Origin of the sequence: Thermotoga sp. RQ7, assembly GCF_000832145.1 — a bacterium.
Classification (GTDB): domain Bacteria; phylum Thermotogota; class Thermotogae; order Thermotogales; family Thermotogaceae; genus Thermotoga; species Thermotoga neapolitana.
On record NZ_CP007633.1, the window covers coordinates 864,512 to 883,683 of the forward strand.

17 protein-coding genes are annotated in these 19,172 nt (G+C 46.4%); 14 read left to right on the forward strand and 3 right to left on the reverse strand.

Going from position 1 to position 19,172, the window contains the following annotated elements:
* Positions 1-25: 25 nt before the first annotated feature.
* On the reverse strand, positions 26-1,105 hold the full coding sequence (locus TRQ7_RS04395) for a BMP family ABC transporter substrate-binding protein (protein WP_015919084.1): 1,080 nt from the start codon (positions 1,103-1,105) through the stop codon (positions 26-28).
* Positions 1,102-2,961, reverse strand: a complete 1,860-nt coding sequence (locus TRQ7_RS04400; RefSeq protein ID WP_041844095.1) for a hypothetical protein — start codon at positions 2,959-2,961, stop codon at positions 1,102-1,104. The genes TRQ7_RS04395 and TRQ7_RS04400 overlap by 4 nt, the downstream gene beginning before the upstream one ends.
* A gap of 63 nt (positions 2,962-3,024) precedes the next feature.
* Here TRQ7_RS04400 and ligA point away from each other — a divergent pair, with 63 nt between their 5' ends.
* Genes ligA through amrB form a run of 14 tightly spaced genes read left to right on the forward strand, consistent with a single transcriptional unit; the run spans position 3,025 to position 17,758 of the window.
* Complete coding sequence (ligA, locus tag TRQ7_RS04405) at positions 3,025-5,085, forward strand: NAD-dependent DNA ligase LigA (RefSeq protein ID WP_038066811.1); 2,061 nt, start codon at positions 3,025-3,027, stop codon at positions 5,083-5,085.
* Positions 5,076-5,840, forward strand: a complete 765-nt coding sequence (locus TRQ7_RS04410) for a hypothetical protein (protein ID WP_041844096.1) — start codon at positions 5,076-5,078, stop codon at positions 5,838-5,840. The genes ligA and TRQ7_RS04410 overlap by 10 nt, the downstream gene beginning before the upstream one ends.
* Complete coding sequence (gene obgE / locus TRQ7_RS04415; protein ID WP_015919088.1) at positions 5,837-7,153, forward strand: GTPase ObgE; 1,317 nt, start codon at positions 5,837-5,839, stop codon at positions 7,151-7,153. The genes TRQ7_RS04410 and obgE overlap by 4 nt, the downstream gene beginning before the upstream one ends.
* A complete protein-coding gene (nadD, locus tag TRQ7_RS04420; protein ID WP_041844097.1) occupies positions 7,110-7,757 on the forward strand; it encodes a nicotinate (nicotinamide) nucleotide adenylyltransferase in 648 nt (215 codons plus the stop codon). Before obgE ends, nadD begins: the two co-directional genes overlap by 44 nt.
* Positions 7,717-8,634 (forward strand): tRNA-dihydrouridine synthase, encoded by a 918-nt coding sequence (locus TRQ7_RS04425; protein WP_041844098.1) that lies wholly within the window; start codon positions 7,717-7,719, stop codon positions 8,632-8,634. Before nadD ends, TRQ7_RS04425 begins: the two co-directional genes overlap by 41 nt.
* A 2-nt stretch (positions 8,635-8,636) precedes the next feature.
* Complete coding sequence (locus TRQ7_RS04430; protein ID WP_015919091.1) at positions 8,637-9,107, forward strand: ferritin family protein; 471 nt, start codon at positions 8,637-8,639, stop codon at positions 9,105-9,107.
* A gap of 1 nt (position 9,108) precedes the next feature.
* Positions 9,109-10,308, forward strand: coding sequence for a type II secretion system F family protein (locus TRQ7_RS04435; RefSeq protein WP_041844099.1), 1,200 nt, complete (start codon positions 9,109-9,111; stop codon positions 10,306-10,308).
* Positions 10,305-10,688 carry a hypothetical protein gene (locus tag TRQ7_RS04440; RefSeq protein ID WP_041844100.1) on the forward strand — a complete coding sequence of 128 codons (384 nt, stop codon included), beginning with the start codon at positions 10,305-10,307 and terminating at the stop codon, positions 10,686-10,688. Before TRQ7_RS04435 ends, TRQ7_RS04440 begins: the two co-directional genes overlap by 4 nt.
* 1 nt (position 10,689) lies before the next feature.
* The gene (locus TRQ7_RS04445; RefSeq protein ID WP_041844101.1) at positions 10,690-11,670 is read left to right on the forward strand and encodes a hypothetical protein; all 981 of its coding nucleotides are present in this window, start codon (positions 10,690-10,692) and stop codon (positions 11,668-11,670) included.
* A gap of 10 nt (positions 11,671-11,680) precedes the next feature.
* The gene (locus TRQ7_RS04450; RefSeq protein ID WP_236681739.1) at positions 11,681-12,202 is read left to right on the forward strand and encodes a hypothetical protein; all 522 of its coding nucleotides are present in this window, start codon (positions 11,681-11,683) and stop codon (positions 12,200-12,202) included.
* Positions 12,199-12,615: a hypothetical protein gene (locus tag TRQ7_RS04455; protein WP_041844103.1), complete on the forward strand. Its 417-nt coding sequence runs from the start codon at positions 12,199-12,201 to the stop codon at positions 12,613-12,615. Before TRQ7_RS04450 ends, TRQ7_RS04455 begins: the two co-directional genes overlap by 4 nt.
* Complete coding sequence (locus TRQ7_RS04460) at positions 12,612-13,073, forward strand: hypothetical protein (protein WP_015919098.1); 462 nt, start codon at positions 12,612-12,614, stop codon at positions 13,071-13,073. The genes TRQ7_RS04455 and TRQ7_RS04460 overlap by 4 nt, the downstream gene beginning before the upstream one ends.
* Before the next feature lie 15 nt (positions 13,074-13,088).
* Positions 13,089-16,928, forward strand: a complete 3,840-nt coding sequence (locus TRQ7_RS04465) for a type IV pilus secretin PilQ (RefSeq protein ID WP_041844104.1) — start codon at positions 13,089-13,091, stop codon at positions 16,926-16,928.
* Positions 16,925-17,758, forward strand: coding sequence for an AmmeMemoRadiSam system protein B (gene amrB, locus TRQ7_RS04470; RefSeq protein WP_015919100.1), 834 nt, complete (start codon positions 16,925-16,927; stop codon positions 17,756-17,758). Before TRQ7_RS04465 ends, amrB begins: the two co-directional genes overlap by 4 nt.
* Here amrB and murJ read toward each other — a convergent pair.
* Positions 17,739-19,160, reverse strand: a complete 1,422-nt coding sequence (gene murJ / locus TRQ7_RS04475) for a murein biosynthesis integral membrane protein MurJ (protein ID WP_041844105.1) — start codon at positions 19,158-19,160, stop codon at positions 17,739-17,741. The genes amrB and murJ overlap by 20 nt on opposite strands.
* Positions 19,161-19,172: the final 12 nt, after the last annotated feature.

Genomic DNA, 19,172 nt, shown 5'->3' on the forward strand with positions numbered 1-19,172 from the left:
AAATGGAGGGGGGAACACCCCCTCCTCAGAACGGGAATTCTATCTTTGGTACCTCGAATGCGTCGAGTTCCTCCTGTGTTTCAGGAACCTTGAGCGTACCTTCTTTCATAAGTTTTTCGAGGTACAGAAGCTCCGCTATGACTCTGTTTGGCACGATCCCCTTCGTGTACTTCATCGGACTTATTCCAACTGCGTCCTCAGAGATACCAAGGACCCTGTGTCCACCTTCGAACGTTCCTTCGTAGGCCCAGACAACACCGTAGTAAGCGGCAACATCGACCCTCTTCATCGCACTCGCAAGAACGGCACCGGGGGCCATGTAATCCTGATCCATATCAACACCTATGGCGAAGAAGCCTTTTTTGTTCTCCACGTAGTAATCTATCAGATCGACAAGATCGCTGGATCCAGCAAGAGAAGAAAATTTCTCTCTGGCGGCTTCTATGACGCCGTTTCCACAGGCACCGGAGGCATGGAACACGATGTCAGCACCCTCTGCGAACTGTGACATGGCAAGGTCCTTGCCCTTCTTGGGATCTTCGAAGTCCTGTGTGTAACCTCTCAATATCTTCACGTTTTTCCTGTGGAGGACAGAGTAGGTCTTTATTCCCGCTTCGTACCCGTACCTGAACCTTTCCACGGGTGGGATGGGGATGCCTCCAACGAAGCCAACTGTTCCCGTCTGTGTCATGGCGGCTGCAACGTATCCAACGAGGAAAGCGGCTTCCTGTTCCTTGAACGTGAAGGTGATCACGTTGGGAAGGATCTGTCCCTCAGGTGGTGTGATGTCGATTCCCACAAAGTACGTGTCCGGATACTGCTTTGCAACCTTGAAGAGGGCATCCGTCATCATGAAACCCACCGCGAAGACCAAGTCTGCTTCTTCTGCTGCCTTGCTGAGGTTTGGAACGTAGTCAGATTGTTCGTAGGACTGTATAACCTTTGCTTCGATTCCCAGTTCATCTGCTGCCTTCTTTATACCCGCCCAGGTTCCATCGTTGAAGGACTTGTCGCCGAGGCCACCGACGTCCGTCACCATGACAACTTTGAACCCAAACAACGCGATAGCAAATACCAGAAAAGCCACCATGAAAACCTTCCTCATGGTTTCACCCTCCCTTTAACAAGATTTCTGTACAGTATGATTGTGGAAAAAGCGATCAAAAGTATCTCCATGTGGAAAGTGTGTGCGGCAGAGGTTTCAAAAGATATCGGAAAGATCCCACTTTCCACGAACACTTCCAGGTGTTTCCAGTTGATCGCAGTTGAGAGAGCGGCAAACAGAGTTGCTCCGGCCGGTATCAGAACGTACTTTCCCCCCAAAAGTGCGGAAAAGAACAACAGAAAGAACCAGAAGATTTCCTTCAACCCGGAGATCGTCTGGTAGGGTTTCAGCGAGGGGTTTTTCTTCTCTCCGGTGAAAGAAAAAGTTACGTCGGTTATCAGTGGATACCTGTCTAGAGAGGCTTTCAGATCCTTTTCAAGATCCTCCACGAACCTGTTTGAGGTGTACGCCGAGATTTTCTTCACCAGATGTTCCAGGCTTTCAAGCGCATTTCTGTAACGCCTGTATCTGGACTTTTCCTTTGAGAGGTAGTCCTCCAGACTGGTGTTCATCTCTCTTGCGATTTCCAGGCGCCTTTCGAAATTTGAGGTGGAGAAGAATTGAGATCGTTCGTCGATCAGAAGAAAGATGCCGTTCGGGGTTGGCTCGAATTCCTTTAAAGCACCTTCTTTCAAAAACTTTTCTGGAGCAAGACTAAGGTGTTCCACAAGCTGCTTTGTGTGCTCTTTGCTTGCGAGTGACACCGCTGACATTTCCCTGAGCATCTCCTTCACCCTGGAGTTGCTACCTTCAAAAACTTCCGATTTCAACTGATCGTAGTAGGGAGACCTTTCGAACTCTCTGTCCATTCCAAGTTCACGAACGAAGATGTATGATGGAACAAACAGGAGTATCATGAAAACGATGGTGAACAAGGTGTATCCATACTTTCTCTTTCTGATGAGCAAAAGATTGAAGAAGATGAAAGCAAAGACCAGAACGCTTGAAAAGAGCATATTTTCAATCGTGTTCAGATGAACTGTGTTTGAACCCCATACAAACAGAATCTCGGAGGAGAGAATCAGCTGAAGGATCAGCTGATAATTCCTTCTAAAGGCAATCAAAAGGAAACCATAAATAAGGTATCTGATCCACAGAAGACGAATCTTTTTGGGGGTGGTTTTTTCAAAAAGGTCTGCGATGTTGTTTTGAATGATGGAGATTCTGTTTTCTATCTCTTTCCACAGAAGACTGGCACTTCTGTTCACGTTTCTTCTGTACTCGGATTGATCTTTCGAAATGAGAACAGCATCGATTGCGCTTTTTACCTTCTCTTCGAGATCTTCCGGAAGAAGCGCGAGGATATCCTGTGGTACGTCTTGTTTCACCTCAAAGGAAAATCCCAAGTTTTTGATTTCAAGATCGAGTTTGACGGGGGGAGGAGTGCTTGTGCCACCGGTGTAGTAGGCCAGGATCCATCTCAGCAGGTTCAGAGCGTTTGACCGAACGTACATCTTGTAATCACCGAAAAAGGAATTGAACGAAGGAGAGTTTTTCAAAGTGCTTTTGGAAGGCTCAGATCCGGACATTTCAGACTGAAGGAAAGCGAGAAAAAGAGCGTTTGCCAGTTTTTTCTCCCAGCTCTTTTCCTTCCAGTTCTGGTACATTACGAAGAGGTAATCTCCTGCCGTCTTTGCGAACTCTGTCTTCTCCACTCCACCAGCAAGAAGTCTTCGAAAGAACCTGTACTTTTGAAGCTGGAGGAGATTTTCATGGACGAACCTCACAAACGGATCCTGATAGGAACCGTTTCTGTACTCATCCAGCATCTGTTTGTACATCGAAACAACTTTCTCCACGTCGAGAGAAAAGGCAAGGAGAGGAATGATTATCAAAATCAGAACGATCTTTTTCATCCTCTCAGCTCCCTAATCGGGATTATACCAGACAGGATTATAATGTTTAGAGGGGGTGAAAAAATGAGACAGATTCCAAAAGAGGTAATAGAGGAAGTGGAAAGACTGCGCGAGGAAATAGAATACCACAACTACAGATATTACGTTTTGAACGACCCAGTTATAACCGATGAGGAATACGATAGATTGATGAGAAGACTCATAGAACTGGAAAGAATGTACCCAGAACTGGTTACTCCAGACTCGCCGACTCAGAGGGTCGGGGGGAAGGTTCTCGAGGGATTCAAAACCGTCAAACACTCCGTACCCATGTTGAGTCTGGACAACACCTACAACGAAGAGGAGATCATTGAGTTCGACAAACGTGTCAAGAAGACGCTTCAGGAGTCGGAAGTGGAATACGTTGCCGAACTGAAGATAGACGGTGTTTCGATCGCTCTCAGGTACGAAAACGGTCGCTTCGTTCTGGGAGCAACGCGTGGGGACGGAGTGGAGGGTGAAGACGTTTCCGAGAATGTGAAAACCATTCGAAGTGTTCCACTGAGGTTGAGAAAACCCCTCACCATTGAGGTGAGAGGGGAGATTTACATGCCGGTGGATGAGTTCAAAAGACTGAACGAGGAGAGAGAAGAAGAAGGACTTCCTCCCTTTGCCAACCCAAGAAACGCGGCGGCGGGGACTCTCCGTCAGCTGAACACCGCTCTCGTGGCTTCGAGAAGACTCGATTCTTTCATCTATTACGTTGTTCATCCCGAAAATTACGGCCTCAAAACTCAGTGGGAAGCGCTCCAGTTTTTGAAAGAGATAGGATTTAAAGTGAACCCGCATTCAAGACTGTGCAAGAACATACAGGAGGTGATCGAGTACTGGAGAGAGTGGAAAGAAAGAAAGAGGGAACTGGACTACTGGGTTGATGGAGTTGTGGTGAAGGTGAACAGGTTCGATTTCCAGAAAGTTCTGGGGGAGACTTCCAAGGCACCAAGGTGGGCGATCGCTTTCAAATTCCCTGCGGAGCAGGCCAGAACGAGGATCCTCGATGTCACGATACAGGTTGGTCGAACGGGTGTTCTGACACCGGTGGCAGAACTCGAACCCGTCCAACTTGCAGGAACTATCGTGAAAAGGGCCTCCCTTCACAATTTCGAGTATATAAGAGAAAAGGACATACGAATAGGTGACTACGTATTCGTTGAAAAGGCAGGGGGAATCATTCCCCAAATAGTGAAATCAATACCAGAGTTGCGAACTGGCAGCGAAAAGGAGATAAAGCCTCCCCAGAGTTGTCCGGTTTGTGGTGGAAAAGTGGGAAAACTCTCTCCTGATGAGGTTGCAATCAGATGTCTGAATCCTCACTGCCCGGCGAAGCTGAAGAGGGCACTGAGGACGTTTGTGTCCCGGGAGGCGCTGGATATCGAAGGGCTTGGTGAAAAGATCATAGACAGACTGGTGGATTCAGGTCTGGTTAAGGACATAGCGGACATCTTCTATCTCACACCCTTTGATCTTGCCCAGCTTGGCCCCGGTATTGGCCAGAGAACGATCGCGAAGATTCTGCAGGAGATAGAAGAAGCAAAGAAAAGACCCCTGCACAAGCTCATAACCGGTCTTGGAATACCGATGGTGGGGCAAAAAACGGCGAAGATTCTTGCAGAACACTTCAAATCTCTTGAAGCAATAGCCGAGGCTTCCTACGAAACGTTGAAGGACATTCCAGGAATCGGACCGGAAATAGCAAGGAGCATTGTAGAGTACTTCAGAAATCCGAAGACAAGGGAGATTATAGAAAAACTGAAAAAGGCAGGAGTGAAACTTGAAGAGAAAACCGTAAAGTACGATGTGCTGAAAGGACTGACGTTTGCCGTGACCGGCACGCTGAAAAACTTCACAAGAGAGGAGATCATCGAATTTCTGGAGAGACTGGGAGCCAGAGTGGTCAACTCGGTGAGTAAGAACACCGACTATCTCATCGTTGGGGAAAATCCAGGTTCCAAGTACGAAAAGGCAAAGGCGTTGAAGGTGAAGACGATGAGCGAGGAAGAGTTTCTGAGATTTGTGGAAAATAGAGCAAAACTGAAAGGTTACAACTTCGATGAGATCATGAGGGGATGGAAAGAATGGAGCTGATATTTGAAGGGAAACCCGCAAAAAGCTTCTGTTTCTCCCTGGTTTTTGGTGCTGGGTGGAGAAACGAACCCCCACACCTGAAAAACTCTCTTTCGAGGATGCTGGAAGAGTTGACAAAAACCGTGAAAGAGAAGGTTCCGGAGTACTTCGAGGTGTCCAGGCACATCGATGCGGAATTTTCAGAGCTCAGGATATGGGGAACTTCAGACGATGTGGAGGTCCTGCTGGATGCTGTTCAGAGTGTTCTTCTTCTTCCACATCAGACGCTTCTGGAGCTGGGAGGAGGGGTTTTGTTTGGAGTTGCGGCCGGTGCTATAAAATCGGAAGTGTTGAAAGAAATGGAGAAGATGAAAGTCCCGAAATCGCCGAAGAATCCGAAACTGTACATCAAACCAAGAAACTTCTTCAAAACCTTTGATCTGAGCAGAATTGAAGAGTTGTTTCTCTACAGCCTGCTGAAAGAATCTTCTCAGGAAATTTACCTTGAACTCTCCCCTTTTGGAGACAGAATACACTATGGCAAGAACTTTCAATTGCCATCTCTTCATTCAATTCCTGAGAACAGGAAGAAATTCGTGGCTTTGATAGCCAGAAAAGTGGAGACAACCTGTGGAACTGTGGATTTACTCGTCAAACTGAACATATTCAGGAAAGAAAGAGTCTTGATAAGGGAACTTTTCGAGAAGATTCAGGATATGGATCTTCTGAAAAAACTCGATGTGATAGAAAAGATGTTCAGGAGGGTTTTGAGTTGAACATAAAGAGTGCAGAATTTGTTGATCGTGTGAAGATCTTTGTGAAGGCAGGAGACGGCGGAAACGGTTGTGTGAGTTTCAGAAGGGAAAAATATGTCCCAAAGGGCGGGCCTGACGGTGGTGATGGAGGAGACGGAGGGTTTGTGTTCCTCAGGGCCAATCCCTCTCTTTCAACGCTGATCGAGTTTGTGAATAAAAGAAAATTTTTTGCAGAAAATGGGAAGCACGGTATGGGAAAGAAGATGAAGGGAAGAAACGGAAGAGATCTTTACATAGATGTTCCGGTTGGAACGGTGGTAAAGGATGCCTCCACCGGTCAGATCATTGCAGACCTGGACGAACCTGGAAAGGTAGTGTGTGTCGCACGCGGAGGCAGAGGAGGAAGGGGAAATGCTCACTTTTCGACTCCCACAAGACAGGCTCCTTTGATCGCAGAAAAGGGTGAAAAGGGTGAAGCCAGGTGGCTGGAACTTGAACTCAAGATCTTGGCGGATGTGGGGCTTGTGGGGTATCCGAACGTTGGAAAATCTTCTCTGATAGCACGCATCAGCAACGCAAGACCGAAGATAGCAAACTACCCCTTCACCACACTTGTTCCCAACCTGGGGGTTGTCAAATACGGTGATTTCAGTTTCGTGGTCGCTGACATTCCCGGCCTCATCGAGGGAGCGAGCGAAGGAGTAGGCCTCGGAAACGTCTTTTTGAGGCATGTTGAAAGGTGTTTTGTGATAGTTCACATGCTCGATGTGAGTGGCTTTGAAAGGGAAGATCCAGCAAGAGACTATTTCATCATAAGAGAGGAGATGAAGAAGTACTCTCCGTTCCTCCTGGAAAAGCCAGAGATAGTGGTCGCAAACAAGATAGATCTTCTGGAAAGAGAAAAACTTCCCCAGAGAATAAAGGAGATCGAAAGTTCAATAGGAAAGGAAGTTATTCCGATTTCTGCCGTAACGGGCGAAGGAGTTGATCTTCTCCTTGACAGGGTGGCTTCCATAGTTCGAAAGGAGAGAATAGAGAGGGAAGAGAGAAAAGAAAAGAAAGATCACCCAATGGAAAAACCTGCTCCCGTTTGGAGAAAACTTCCTGAGAGATTTGAAGTAGAGGTTGTGAAGGAAGAAGACGGACAATGGGTGGTCGAAGGAGAAGGCCTCAGGGTGTGGATGGAAAGGTTTGATCTGAACCAGAGAGATGCAAGGCTTCTGATTCTTCAGATTCTTGAAAAAAACGGCCTGGAAGAGAAATTGAAAGAGGCAGGGGTGAAAGAAGGGGATGTTGTCAGGATCGGAAATTTTGAGTTCGAGTACAGGGAGTAAGGTGGGAATATTCGGTGGAGCCTTCGATCCTGTGCATGTCGGTCATATCATTGTGTGTCTGTACACTCTGGAGATCCTGGAACTGGACAGACTGGTCGTGGTTCCCGCTTACAATCCTCCCCACAAAAAAACGTCCATTCCTTTTGAAAAGAGGTTCGAATGGCTGAAGAAAGTCTTCGGTGGCATCGAAAAGATAGAAGTGAGCGATTATGAAAGGCAGCGGGGAGGTGTTTCGTACTCGATCTTCACCATAGAGCATTTTTCCAATCTGTACAAGACCAAACCATTCTTCATCGTCGGAGAGGACGCTCTGTCTTATTTCGAGAAGTGGTACAGGTACCGCGATATCCTCGAAAAGGCGAACTTGGTTGTTTATCCGCGTTACTGTGGGAAGCCTTATCATGAACATGCCAGAAAAGTGCTGGGGGATCTGAGCAAGATCATCTTCCTGGATATGCCCATAATTCAGATCTCCTCCACTGAGATTCGAAAAAGGGCTCTTGCCGGAAAGACTTTGAAGGGATTTGTCCCGGAGGAAATCAGGGAAGAGGTGGAGGCCTTCTATGGTCAAAGTGGGACTTGCACCGATGGCGGGATACACTGACAGGGCTTTCCGTACGGTGTGCTTTAAATGGGGAGCAGATTTTGCGTTCTCTGAAATGGTGAGTGCAAAGGGTTTTCTCATGAATTCGGAGAAAACAAGAGAACTGCTTCCCTCTCCTGAGGAAAAGAACGTGGCCGTTCAGATATTTGGAAGCGATCCTGAGGAGCTTTCCAGAGCAGCCGATGTGCTCTCTGATGAGTACCCATGGATAGATCTGAACGCAGGGTGTCCCGTGAGAAAGGTGGTTAAAAAGGGAGCAGGCGGTGGTCTTTTGAGGGATCTGGATCTTTTCAGGGCAGTTGTGAAAGAACTCAGAAAGCATGTGAAAGGAAAATTCACAGTTAAAACGCGTCTTGGCTGGAATGAAAATCAGATTTCGAAGATATACGAGATCCTTGTGGAAGAAGGTGTTGACGAAGTGTTCATTCACACAAGAACAGTTGCTCAGGCTTTCACTGGAAAAGCCGACTGGAAGAGCCTTTCTGTTCTGGACAAGAAAATTCCCACCTTCGTGAGTGGAGACATATTCTCTCCAGAGGATGCCAAACGGGCCCTCGAAGAAAGTGGTTGTCATGGGGTCCTTGTTGCCCGTGGTGCAATTGGAAGACCCTGGCTGTTCAAACAGATAAAGGACTTCCTAGAACGTGGGAAATATTCTGAACCTTCCACGGACGAGATTTTGAGGTCTTTTGAGATGCACCTGAGTCTTCTGGTGGAAGACAAGGGAGAGGAAAAAGCCATCAAAGAGATCAAAAAATTTGTAGCGGGATACACGAAAAATCTGAAAGGAGCGAGAAGATTCAGGGATGAGATGATGAAAATAAAAAATCTTCAAACTTTGAAAGAGATGTTTTATAATTTTCTCAAGGAGGTGTAAACATGTTCTCGGCAAAGGAGCTGTTGAGCATTGCTGTAAGGGTAGAAAAGGATGGGGAAGAATTCTACAGGAAGTTGGCGGAACGTTTCGAGAAACCAGATATAAAGGAGTTCTTCTCTTACATGGCCCGTCAGGAAGCAGAGCATGCCCGAACGTTTGAGAGCATAGGAGAAGAGCTGGGAGTAGATGAGGAAACGTACCTGAATCTCGAAGACGCAGAAGAATATCTGAAGAGTTTCGTAGAAGGAAGGTTCTTCCCCGATGCTGCCACGATGGAAAAATATTTGAAAGAAAGATCCGTCGAGGAGGCGATCGATTTTTCCATATCTGTGGAAAAAGAGACCATAATCTTTTACTACGAAATCCTCGAACTTCTGAAAAACGAGAGAGCAAAGGATCTTGTCAGGAGCATAATAAATCAGGAAAAGCAACACGTGGTGAAACTCTTGAGGATAAAGGGGATGATCTCTTAGGATGCCTTTTTACAAATACGTTGCCGTGGAGGGGAGTGGAAAGAAAGTAACGGGGGTTATAGAAGCGGAAAACAAGTTGAAGGCGATCTCACTTCTCGCCGAAAGAGGTTTGATGGTCGTTCGTGTCGAAGAACGCAAAGGTCCAAAGAAGAGCACTCCATTCTTTCAGATCTCCATCAGCGAAATCGCCACCTTCTGTCGTCAGCTTTCCATAATGATATCGGCCGGTATAAGGATAAAAGAGGCGTTGAACATACTCGCTCGTCAGGAGGTCTTCTCGAAACGATTCAGAAAGATCATACTGGAAATAGCCATCAACGTGGAAACCGGTGATACTCTAGCCGATGCCTTTCGAAAGGTGGGGGTTTTCGACAACGTGTTGATCAGCATGTTGGAAGCAGGTGAAGAGGGGGGTGTCCTGGACAGAACCCTGAGGAGGGCAGCGGATTTCTACGAGAGTGTGAAGAGGCTCCAGGATGAAGTTAAATCCGCGATGGCCTATCCTCTTTTTGTCCTCTTCTTTGCCGTTGTGATCGTTCTTGTGATCAGTTTCTACATTCTTCCCAATCTCGTTCGAGCCTTTGGAACTTCTATTCCTTTATCACCCACGATCCAATCCCTTTTGAAGGTGAACGAATTCCTCAGTGAGAACTGGCCATGGTTTTCTGTCGTTATGGCGGGTGCTGTCTTTGGGTTCTTCGTCCTCATGAAATCAAGGTACGGAACTTACATAAAAGAGTACCTTTCTTTCCTGTTTCCTCCAGTCAGAAAGCTCAGACGAAACATGGGACTTGAGCGCTTCGCCAGAACTCTTGGAATCCTCGTGAGCAGTGGTGTGAGGATAACGGACGCGATCAGAATGGCAGCCCAGGCTTCCAACTCACCTTCTATCATAGGAAAGAGTGAGGAAATGGTGCAGAGAGTATCGGAAGGAAAGACGTTAAGAGATACATTTGCAGAGAGTGGTGTGTTTCCTCAACTCATTTACGAGATGATAGGGACAGGCGAAGAAACAGGAAAGGTCGACGAAGTGATGGAAAGGGTGGCAGATTTCTATGAGGACATCGTGCGAAACAGTGTGAAGCAACTGGTTTCACTGGTGGAGCCACTTTTGATAGCTGGAGTTGGCGGATTTGTGGCTTTTCTTGCGTATTCTATCTACACCACCGTCTTCCAGCTTCAAAGGAGCATTGGAGGATGAGTACAGTCGAAATCCTTGTGGTTCTTGCTGTTTCACTTATGATAATGGGCTTTTTCATCCCCATTCTCTGGAAAGAATCAGAAGAGGATGTTCAATCGATCGTTGTCAAGATAAAGGCCATGAAATCTCTAGAATTGGCTTCTAGAAATGGTATCCTAACAATAGTAGACACTGGAAGAATAACAGTTTACGATCCACTCAAAAAGGAAAAGACGGTCTATAGATTCCCGTTTTCTTTTCAATCTGAAGGATCAAACGCCGGTGAAGACGTCACTTTCATGAACGGATTTGTATCGACGGCCGGCACGGTCTACGGTGAAGGATGGAGAATAACGGTTGAGCCTGTCACCGGAAGAATGAGGATATACAGGGGGAGATAGCTTGCAGATCTTCTACAACGATATCCTGGCGTTGAATCTGTGCTCTCACTGTGTGGAGATCGTTCGTGCCAGAAAACGAGGTTCAAAGCTCAGGGTTTTAAAAAAGGTGTCCAGCGTGGTGGATACTCTCGACAGCGAAAAAAGAAAGGGAGTGGTTTCCAGCCTGATGAAGGGCATGGAGAAAGACCTTGAAGACATCGTAGTTGCGAACATGCCCATGGAGAACGTTCTGATCATGAGAATAAAGGTCCCACCATCTCTGAACAGGCAGAACGCTATAGAATACGCCACCATGGAGATATCCAGGAACCTCGGAATAGTTCCCGAACAGCTGATCGTTGCTCCCCTTGAAATACACGAGGGGGAAGGGTTGTTCTTCGTGTCGAAAGTGAACCAGGTGAAAGCGTTCGTTTCGGAGTTGATGGAAGCGGGCTTTCCTGAAACGGATGTGGTGATACCGGATGTTGTGAAGTACCTGGAATTCTTCGATTTTTATTTCAATAGGCGCTTAAAGGGCATCACCGTTCTCGTTGTGGCTTCGTTTTTCAACGACTACTACTCCATTGTGGTTCTGAAAGACGATCATTATAGATCCTGCAGGATGGTCTTTTCCATTTTCTGGGATTACATGGACGTTGTGGCAGAAAACACAGGTATACAACCGAAAGAACTGTTCGAGGGAATGGTGGAGGTTTCTCTGGACTTTCTCCAGCCGTACTTCGGAGATTTTCTTTTGGAGCTGGACAGAGAGGTGAAGATATCACTCGATGAAGTCTCGCTTGATAGGGCAGATCGGTTCTTTTACATCATAGATCCGCCTGTTTTCTTCCAGTCTTTCATGCAGGCCCTGCAGAAGTTCGAAGGCACGGTCTTGAAAGAAGGACCTGTTCCTTTCGTGAAGTCCGGTGTGTCGATGGGGGGACTGGGGTTGTTGTTGAGAGGGGGTAGGGAAATTGGAAAGGTTAAACATCTATCCGTATAAGAAACGTAAGGTGAAGTTAACCACCTTCGTTGTTCTTCTTGCTGTAATGCTGCTTCCACCTGTTTCGTTCAACGTTTATTTCAGATACGTCAAAGAACAGATGGTGGAAAATCTGGAAAACAGATACGCGGAGATCCTCAATGCTTATTCAATAGATCTTTCCATCGATTCGTCCAGGAATCTGGCAGAGATGTCCCGAATCGAGGACGTGCTGTTGAATCAGATAAGAACCCTGGAGTCTAAGGTGAATTCTTTGAATTCATATCTTGAAAAGAGAAAGAAATGGGAGGATTTTTCTGATTTGTTCACGGAGATTTTCAAAAAGCAAGGCAGGACGTTGAGTTATCTGAGCTTTTCTCCGGAGAGCGTGATCCTGGAGTTTTATGAGGTTTCCAGAGAAACTCAGGAGGTTTTGCCAGAGAGTTTTCTGAAGGACGGGAGAATAAATCTGAAACTTCTGTTCGAAGAGCATCTTCCAGAAGGATACACCATGAAAAAATACAGGCTGGAGTATGGGGTGGCGAAAAAATGAGAGGAATCAGCCGGAAGTTTGCCATCTGGTTTTCTGTTCTGACTCTCCTGGTACTGGTTTTTGGCCTGGTTGTTCCGGACTTTGTGATCTTCATGTCCAATACCAGAAAGGTTGAAAAAAAGCTTGAAAACCTTGCACCCGCATACAGAATATTCCGTGAAAAACAAAAGGAGTACATGGAGGTTCTGAAAGCTATAGAGAGTACTCCTGATTTCGATGGCATGGTGGGAAACGGAGAGATCAGCGTGATAGAAGTAGAAACCCTTCTCAGAAACCTCATATCGACAAGGAAGGTGACGGTGAAACAGATGGTGATCGATGCAAATGAAGTGATACCTGTTGACTTTCTGGGACTGTCAATATCTCAGCCGAAGGTAAAGATCTCTCTGGATGTGGAAGAGGTGAAACGGTGAGTCGGCGAACGATTGTTTTACTGGTAGTGATGGGTGCAGTCTGGGTGGTGGCGTTCTTCTATCTCTTCAGAGGAAGTTCAGGTGTGACGACTATTCAGCAGGAAAATACGGTGGACTTTGTTTCTCTTGTGAGCAGGATACACATCGATCCAGATTTGAAAAAAATGGTGATTGAAAACACCCCTGAAGATCTGCCGAGGGTCTTCAGTCCTGTCAAACTTGCTTTTGGAAAAGAAGCGGCCGATACCCTCATAGTGACTCTTCCAGCGCTGAACTACAGTTTCCTTGGTTTCATCAAAACGGATGATGGTGTGAGGATCTTTCTTTCCGACGGCAAAAAGCGCTTTGAGATATCAGGAGAAAATCCTGTTTTTGAAAAGTACGTTGTCACCTACGTTTCCAGTTTAGGAGTACTGGTACTGGATGTTGAAAATGGAAGATTTTTTTCAATAAGGTGAAAAGGGGTGTTGACCATGAAAAGAGTTTTTGCTGGTCTTTTCCTTCTAATTGTTGGTGCGCTGTTTTCCGTTGAACTTGTGGGAGTGCTGCCGCGGATAGAGGAGGATCAGGTGCTCATAGAGGTCCAGACTTCCTCCCCCGTGGAGGATGTCTCAGCAGAGATGAATTCTTCCAGGACCGTGTTCTCTGTGTTTCTGAAAGGAGTCCAAATGAAGATAAGCAGGTTCATGGTTCCAGTTGGCGTCGGTCCCGTCGAAGGTGTCCGTGTTGTGAATGTTGGAAACGGTGTTATGGTATCTGCGAGTTTATTGGTTCCTTTCCCGGGAAATTATGAAGTAGAGGGAAACAAAGTGATCATGAAATTTCCAAGAAGCAAAGAAAGAATAGACGTGTCCTTTGAGAACATGCCCTTTGAAGACATGGTGAAGTATCTTGCTGAAAGGTTGGACCTCAACGTGATAGTTTCGGAAAGTGTGAAAAACGCAACGACGAGTTTGAAATTGAACGACGTAACACCGGAGGATGCCTTGAGAGATCTTCTTGTGACCTTTGGGGAGGTTGCCTACGCTTACTTTCCCGATGGAACGATGTTCATAGGAAAGTACGAAGAGGTTTCTGGAAGGTTTCAGAGGTTTTGGGGGATATACAGAGTGGAAAACCAGAGCGTGGCAGACAGAATAAAGAGCCTAATTTCACAGGAGGCCATGATAGACTACCTTCCATCGAAATCAGTACTCTTTGTCTACGGAACATCAGAAGAGCACGATCTTGTGGCGAGTCTTCTTTCCGTCTCTCCTCCTCTTCAGCAGAAAGAAGTCTCCTTCTCGGTGGAGGTAAATAAGGTAGAAGAACTCCTGTCTGCACTGAAAAACGTCTATCAATTCGAATATCATCTTCTGAAACCTGTGTCCAGAGTGATTCTTGTGGGAGATTCGGAGACCATCGCGAAGGTTGAAAGGTATCTGAAGATTCTGGAAACTGGTGTAGAACAGATCGAGCCCCAGACCGTTCCCACGAAGAAATTCGTCTTTTACGCTTATGACCCAAAGACTGCAGCCAGTTTGATCAAGTTGATTCTCGGAATAGATGCTCAGGCCTACGAAGAGATGAACCTTGTCATCTGTCAGGTGCCTGTGGATAGAGAAAAAGATCTGGTGGACTTTATAGCACAGAACAACCTGGAACTTGGCACCACGTACTACTTCGATGTGAAAAAGAGCGAAGAGAGTTTCTTGAAAGAAGCGCTTCAGTTTCTCGGCGTTCCCGATTCTAGAATGAAACTTCTCAACATCGATGGAGAGAATGTGAAGGTGTCTCTTTCTGTTCCCAAAAGTGTGTATGAGAAGATCTCTCCTGTTCTGGAAAAACTCCTGAAACTCAGAAGGAAAAACTTCACCGCGAGAACTTTTGAGTTGAAGCAAGATGTTCAATCGGAACTGCTCGAGGCTGTCTCAAGAATGTACGGTGTCTCGGTGAACAAAGTGGGAAGGTTCGTCTTCATCGAAGGACCTCTGGGTTCTGTCGATAGCGCTGTGGAGTATCTGAACAAACTTCAGACCAGACACACTCAATTTTTGAGGATTTCTTTGAAGGAAGAAAGTCTGGAGGATTTGAAAAAGTTTGTCTCGGCAAAGTACAATGTGGAGATCGACTACTTCTCTGCATTGAAAATGCTCATGCTCAGCGGTTCGGATGAAAAGAAGCTTCAGGAAGCAGCCGAAGAACTGAAAGCCATCGTTTCGGAAGAGAAAACGGTGCGGTTTGTGAAAAAAGTTGAAACCGTTCCTCTCGACAGGTTAAAGGCGGTGCTCAGTCAACTCTACGATGTCTCTGTGGAAGAGCTGGGAAATGAGATAGCTGTTATCGGAAGCGAACTTGAAGTCAAAAGTGCCATGGATCTTCTTCAAAAGATACTGAGTTCAAAAGAGACAGTCCAGGTGTTCGTTGAACTTCCAAAATGGCTGGAAAATCCCGCAAAAGTGCTCGATGTGGTTGGAAGAAACACAGGAGTTGTTTATGAGGTGATGGATGGTGTTGTTTTGCTCGAAGGACCAGAAGAAAGTGTGAAAAAGGCCCAGGAGCAGTTCAAGGCGGTTCTGGAAAAACTGGGAGAAGTTCGGGCAGAAGAGACAGTGAAATTTCTTGAAATAGATTCTTCTTTCCCAGTCGATGAGTTTGTGGCTTTTTCAGAGAAATTGTATCCGGATGTTCTGTGTATTACCCTCAACGAGTTGAAACTTCTTGTTCTCAAAGGACCTTCAGAGTCTGTGGAGAAACTCTCAGACATATATCGTTCCTTCTATGAAAGACATAAGAAGGTGCTGGAGGAAAACGTTTTAGACCGTCTCACGTTCGAGGTACCCACCGGTTTTCCGTTCGACCAGTTCAAAACGTTCCTTGAAGTGCTCATACCGGAGGTCAAGCAGGTTGTTTACCTTGACAGGCTCAATCTGGTGCTGGTGGAAGTTCCGGTTTCTCAATCTGAGAAAGTGAAAAAGCTCCTCGATTCGTTCCTAGAAAAAGAGCAGGAAGCATCGAAAAAGAAAGCAAAAAGAAATGTGTCCATACCCTCCGATGTCGATCCCGCAGAACTCTCCGCTTATCTGAAAAGACTCTTCGATGGTCTCGAAATCACGGTCTTTCCGAAGATGGGCCAGATGGTCATTGAAGGTCCAGAAGACATCGTTGAAAAGGCAGCAGAACTCATCGAGGAAGAGAGAGAAAAATCTCTGGCAAGGACAAAGAAAGATTATGTGACCGTATCAGATGGAAAACTGAGCATAAGAGCAGAGAACGTCTCGCTTTACGATCTCATCAAAGAAGCCGCTTCTGAAATCGGTGTTTCGATGATGTTCGTGGATTCTCCTTCAGAGACGGTCACCATGAGAGTGGATGGAATCACGTGGGAGAAGTTTCTTGATCTTGTTTCTCAGAACTATGGGTATCTGTTCGACTTGAAAAACGGTGTGTACGTCGTTTCCAGGCCCAAACAGGACCTTGCAAAGCGCTACTTCTACGATATCCCTCACAACTTTGATCAGATAAAGGCACTCATAGAGTTCTACGGTGGAACAGTCTACGTGGATTCTCTAAACAACTTCATGGTGGTGACGGGAATCTCTGAGACAATAAAGAAAGAACTGGATAGGATTGTAGAAAATCTGAAGAAACCAACAAAACAGGTGGAAATTTCTGCAAAGATAGTGGACAAGTCGCTCATAGATATGGTGACCAAAGAAATGGGGCTGCAACTGAGCGGTACGGGGGTGGGCCTGAGTTCTTCTGGAGCGAGTATATCTTTCTCTGTGACAGATTATCTTGATTTTGAGAAAGTCATTAATGAAATTCTGAATTCCCCTCTGTCTCTTCAGTTTTCAGATCAGAAGAGCAACACCCTGGATGACATCCTTGCAAGCCCCAGGATCGTCACCACCAGCGGAAAAGAGGCAAAGATCCTCATAGGAGACAGAATACCGTACGTTACAGACACAAACGGTGATGGAACACCGGAAGTGCAATTCCTTGAGACCGGAATAGAACTCTCAATAACTCCGTTTGTGAGAAGCGACGATACGATAGAACTGGATCTCTTCGTCAAGGCGAGCGAACCTGGAAACTACATAAACGAGGTTCCGGGAGAAAGAACAAGAGAGGCAACGACGCACCTCATCGTAAAGAACAACAGTACCATCGTGATAGGGGGCCTCATCAGAGAGGTGACGAACATGAGCGAGAGTAAGCTACCCTTCTTTGGAGATCTTCCAGTGATAGGTCAGTTCTTCAGGACAAAATCTGAAAGCAAAGAAAAACGTGATCTCATGATATTCGTCACCGTCAGGGTGGTGGAACCATGATCAGAGAGCCTGTTGTGGCGGGTCTCTTTTATCCATCCCGCAAAGATGAGTTGATCGAGCAGATAAGAATATGCTTTCTCGACAGGAGAATAGGACCAGGTGAGTTGCCCGGTCCTGTTGAAAAGAATCTCCAGAATCCTGTTGGTCTTGTCTCTCCCCACGCAGGTTACATCTACAGCGGGCCGGTTGCAGCCTGGGGATTTCTCGAAGTGGCGAGGATTGGGAAGCCCTCACTTGTCGTCATCATCGGTCCGAACCACACAGGTCTTGGAAAGCCTGTTGGGATCTGGCCGGAAGGGTTCTGGGAGACTCCACTTGGAAGAGTTCCTGTGAACGAAGAAGCGGTAGAGATCCTGCTGAACAGTTCCAGATACGCTGAAGAGGATACCCTTTCGCACCTGAAGGAGCATTCCATTGAAGTCCAGCTTCCCTTTCTGCAGTTTGTCTTCGGTGATTTTTCCATAGTTCCAGTATGTTTGATGGATCAGAGTCCAACGGTTGCTGAAGATCTTGCCTTCGCCGTTCGTGAGTTGATGAAAAGTTTCAGAAACGTCCTGATAATAGCCTCCACCGATCTGAACCATTACGAGGATCAGAAGACCACCTTGAAGAAAGACTACCTCGTTGTAGAGGCGATAGAAAAACGTGATTCCAGGTTGCTGTACGAATACCTTGTGAAAGAGGACATAAGCATGTGCGGTTATGGAGGAGTTGCGGTTCTTCTGAACCTTGGCTTTTCCAGTGTCAGAATTTTGAAGCATGCTACGAGTGGAGATGTATCTGGGGACACGCTTGAGGTAGTGGGTTATCTCAGTGCGATCCTGTCGTGAAAATTTCCTTTATTTCCTTTATTCTCAGTATTTTTCCGGCAGCAAAATATACCGCTATTCCAAGAAGTACAAGAACAATGGTTCCTGCTCTGCCTGGAAGAAATCCTTTTGCAAAAGATAGTGTTGTTCCCATAACGGTCGACGCAGCGATTATTTTGAGGATCTGCACATCGAAAGACAACCTGGTTTTGAAAAACAAAAAGAAAAACCCTGTCATATAGGAAAGACTGGTGGCAAGTGCGATACCCTTTGCCCCCATGGTGAAACCGAGTACGATGTCCAGTACAATGTTCATGAAAGAGACAAGCAGGGTGGCTTTGAAAGGAAGTTTGACTTTTTTCTGGGCGTGGTGGGCACGTGAGAGAAGTTGAAACATTGAAACAAAGCACAGTCCCACAGCGTACATCGAGAGGATTTCGGCCGCCCTTTTTGCAGCTTCTGTGGTGAATGCTCCGTATCCGAACAGAAGGGAGATGAGTCTTTCAGAAAGTACGAAGAGACCTATAGACGATGGAAGGGTGAGAAACAGGTTCTTCATGACGAAGTCTTTCAGGTCTTTGTCGTAATCCTCTGTCTGGCTGAGTGTCGAGAGAGCAACGGTGGAGACGGCAACACCGAAGATACCCAACGGAAGCTGATAAAGACGGCTGGAAAGCTGTATCAGTGAAAGGGAACCCGGATCCAGGAAAGAGGCCACGTTAACATCCACGATCGTTGTGATCTGAGAAACTGCCATGGTCAAAAAGGTGGCAAAGAAGAGCTTGTAAAAGTACGACAGACCTTTGAAACTCGGTCTGTATCTGAACTCTTCTTTCCAAGGTAGGAGAACGATCAACCCTGTAAGGCCACCCAGTGTGAAACCAGTGGCGGCCCATTTTACACTGCCGGTGAGGCTGCCCAGGATCACACCGAGATTTGAAAACATCGGTGTCAAAGCAGGCAGAAAGTATCTGTGTGAAGAGTTGTGAATCGAGTAAAAAACCGCCCAGACGAAAACGATAGTGATGAAGGGAGATGTTATTCGGAGAAGACTCGCAGCGAGGGTTTTTGTGTTCTCTTCTGCTCCTGTTGCAAAAAGAGTTACCATGAGATAGGGGAACACTTCGGAGAAGGCGACTATTGCAACGGTGACCAGCCCTAGAGATGTGAGGACGGCGGATGCAAAGTTTTCTTTTTCTTCTTTAGTTTTCAACCGGTTATAGATCGGAAGAAAAGCAGAGCTCATCGCTCCCTCGGCGAAGGTCCTTCTCAGAAAAAAAGGGAAAATGATGGCAATATAGTAGGCATCGAGAGCAGATGAGGCACCAAAGGTTCCCGCGAGTATCATATCTCGAAACAAGCCCGTGATCCTGGATAAGAAGGTTCCCAATGAAAAAGAAAGAGTTTTTTTCAGATTGGACACTTCGATTCCTCC

Coding starts and splice junctions, on each gene's coding strand:
- TRQ7_RS04395 (WP_015919084.1), bottom strand. CDS start 1,105: ATGAGGAAGGTTTTCATGGTGGCTTTTCTGGTATTTGCTATCGCGTTG.
- TRQ7_RS04400 (WP_041844095.1), bottom strand. CDS start 2,961: ATGAAAAAGATCGTTCTGATTTTGATAATCATTCCTCTCCTTGCCTTT.
- ligA (WP_038066811.1), top strand. CDS start 3,025: ATGAGACAGATTCCAAAAGAGGTAATAGAGGAAGTGGAAAGACTGCGC.
- TRQ7_RS04410 (WP_041844096.1), top strand. CDS start 5,076: ATGGAGCTGATATTTGAAGGGAAACCCGCAAAAAGCTTCTGTTTCTCC.
- nadD (WP_041844097.1), top strand. CDS start 7,110: ATGTTGTCAGGATCGGAAATTTTGAGTTCGAGTACAGGGAGTAAGGTG.
- TRQ7_RS04425 (WP_041844098.1), top strand. CDS start 7,717: ATGGTCAAAGTGGGACTTGCACCGATGGCGGGATACACTGACAGGGCT.
- TRQ7_RS04430 (WP_015919091.1), top strand. CDS start 8,637: ATGTTCTCGGCAAAGGAGCTGTTGAGCATTGCTGTAAGGGTAGAAAAG.
- TRQ7_RS04435 (WP_041844099.1), top strand. CDS start 9,109: ATGCCTTTTTACAAATACGTTGCCGTGGAGGGGAGTGGAAAGAAAGTA.
- TRQ7_RS04440 (WP_041844100.1), top strand. CDS start 10,305: ATGAGTACAGTCGAAATCCTTGTGGTTCTTGCTGTTTCACTTATGATA.
- TRQ7_RS04455 (WP_041844103.1), top strand. CDS start 12,199: ATGAGAGGAATCAGCCGGAAGTTTGCCATCTGGTTTTCTGTTCTGACT.
- TRQ7_RS04465 (WP_041844104.1), top strand. CDS start 13,089: ATGAAAAGAGTTTTTGCTGGTCTTTTCCTTCTAATTGTTGGTGCGCTG.
- amrB (WP_015919100.1), top strand. CDS start 16,925: ATGATCAGAGAGCCTGTTGTGGCGGGTCTCTTTTATCCATCCCGCAAA.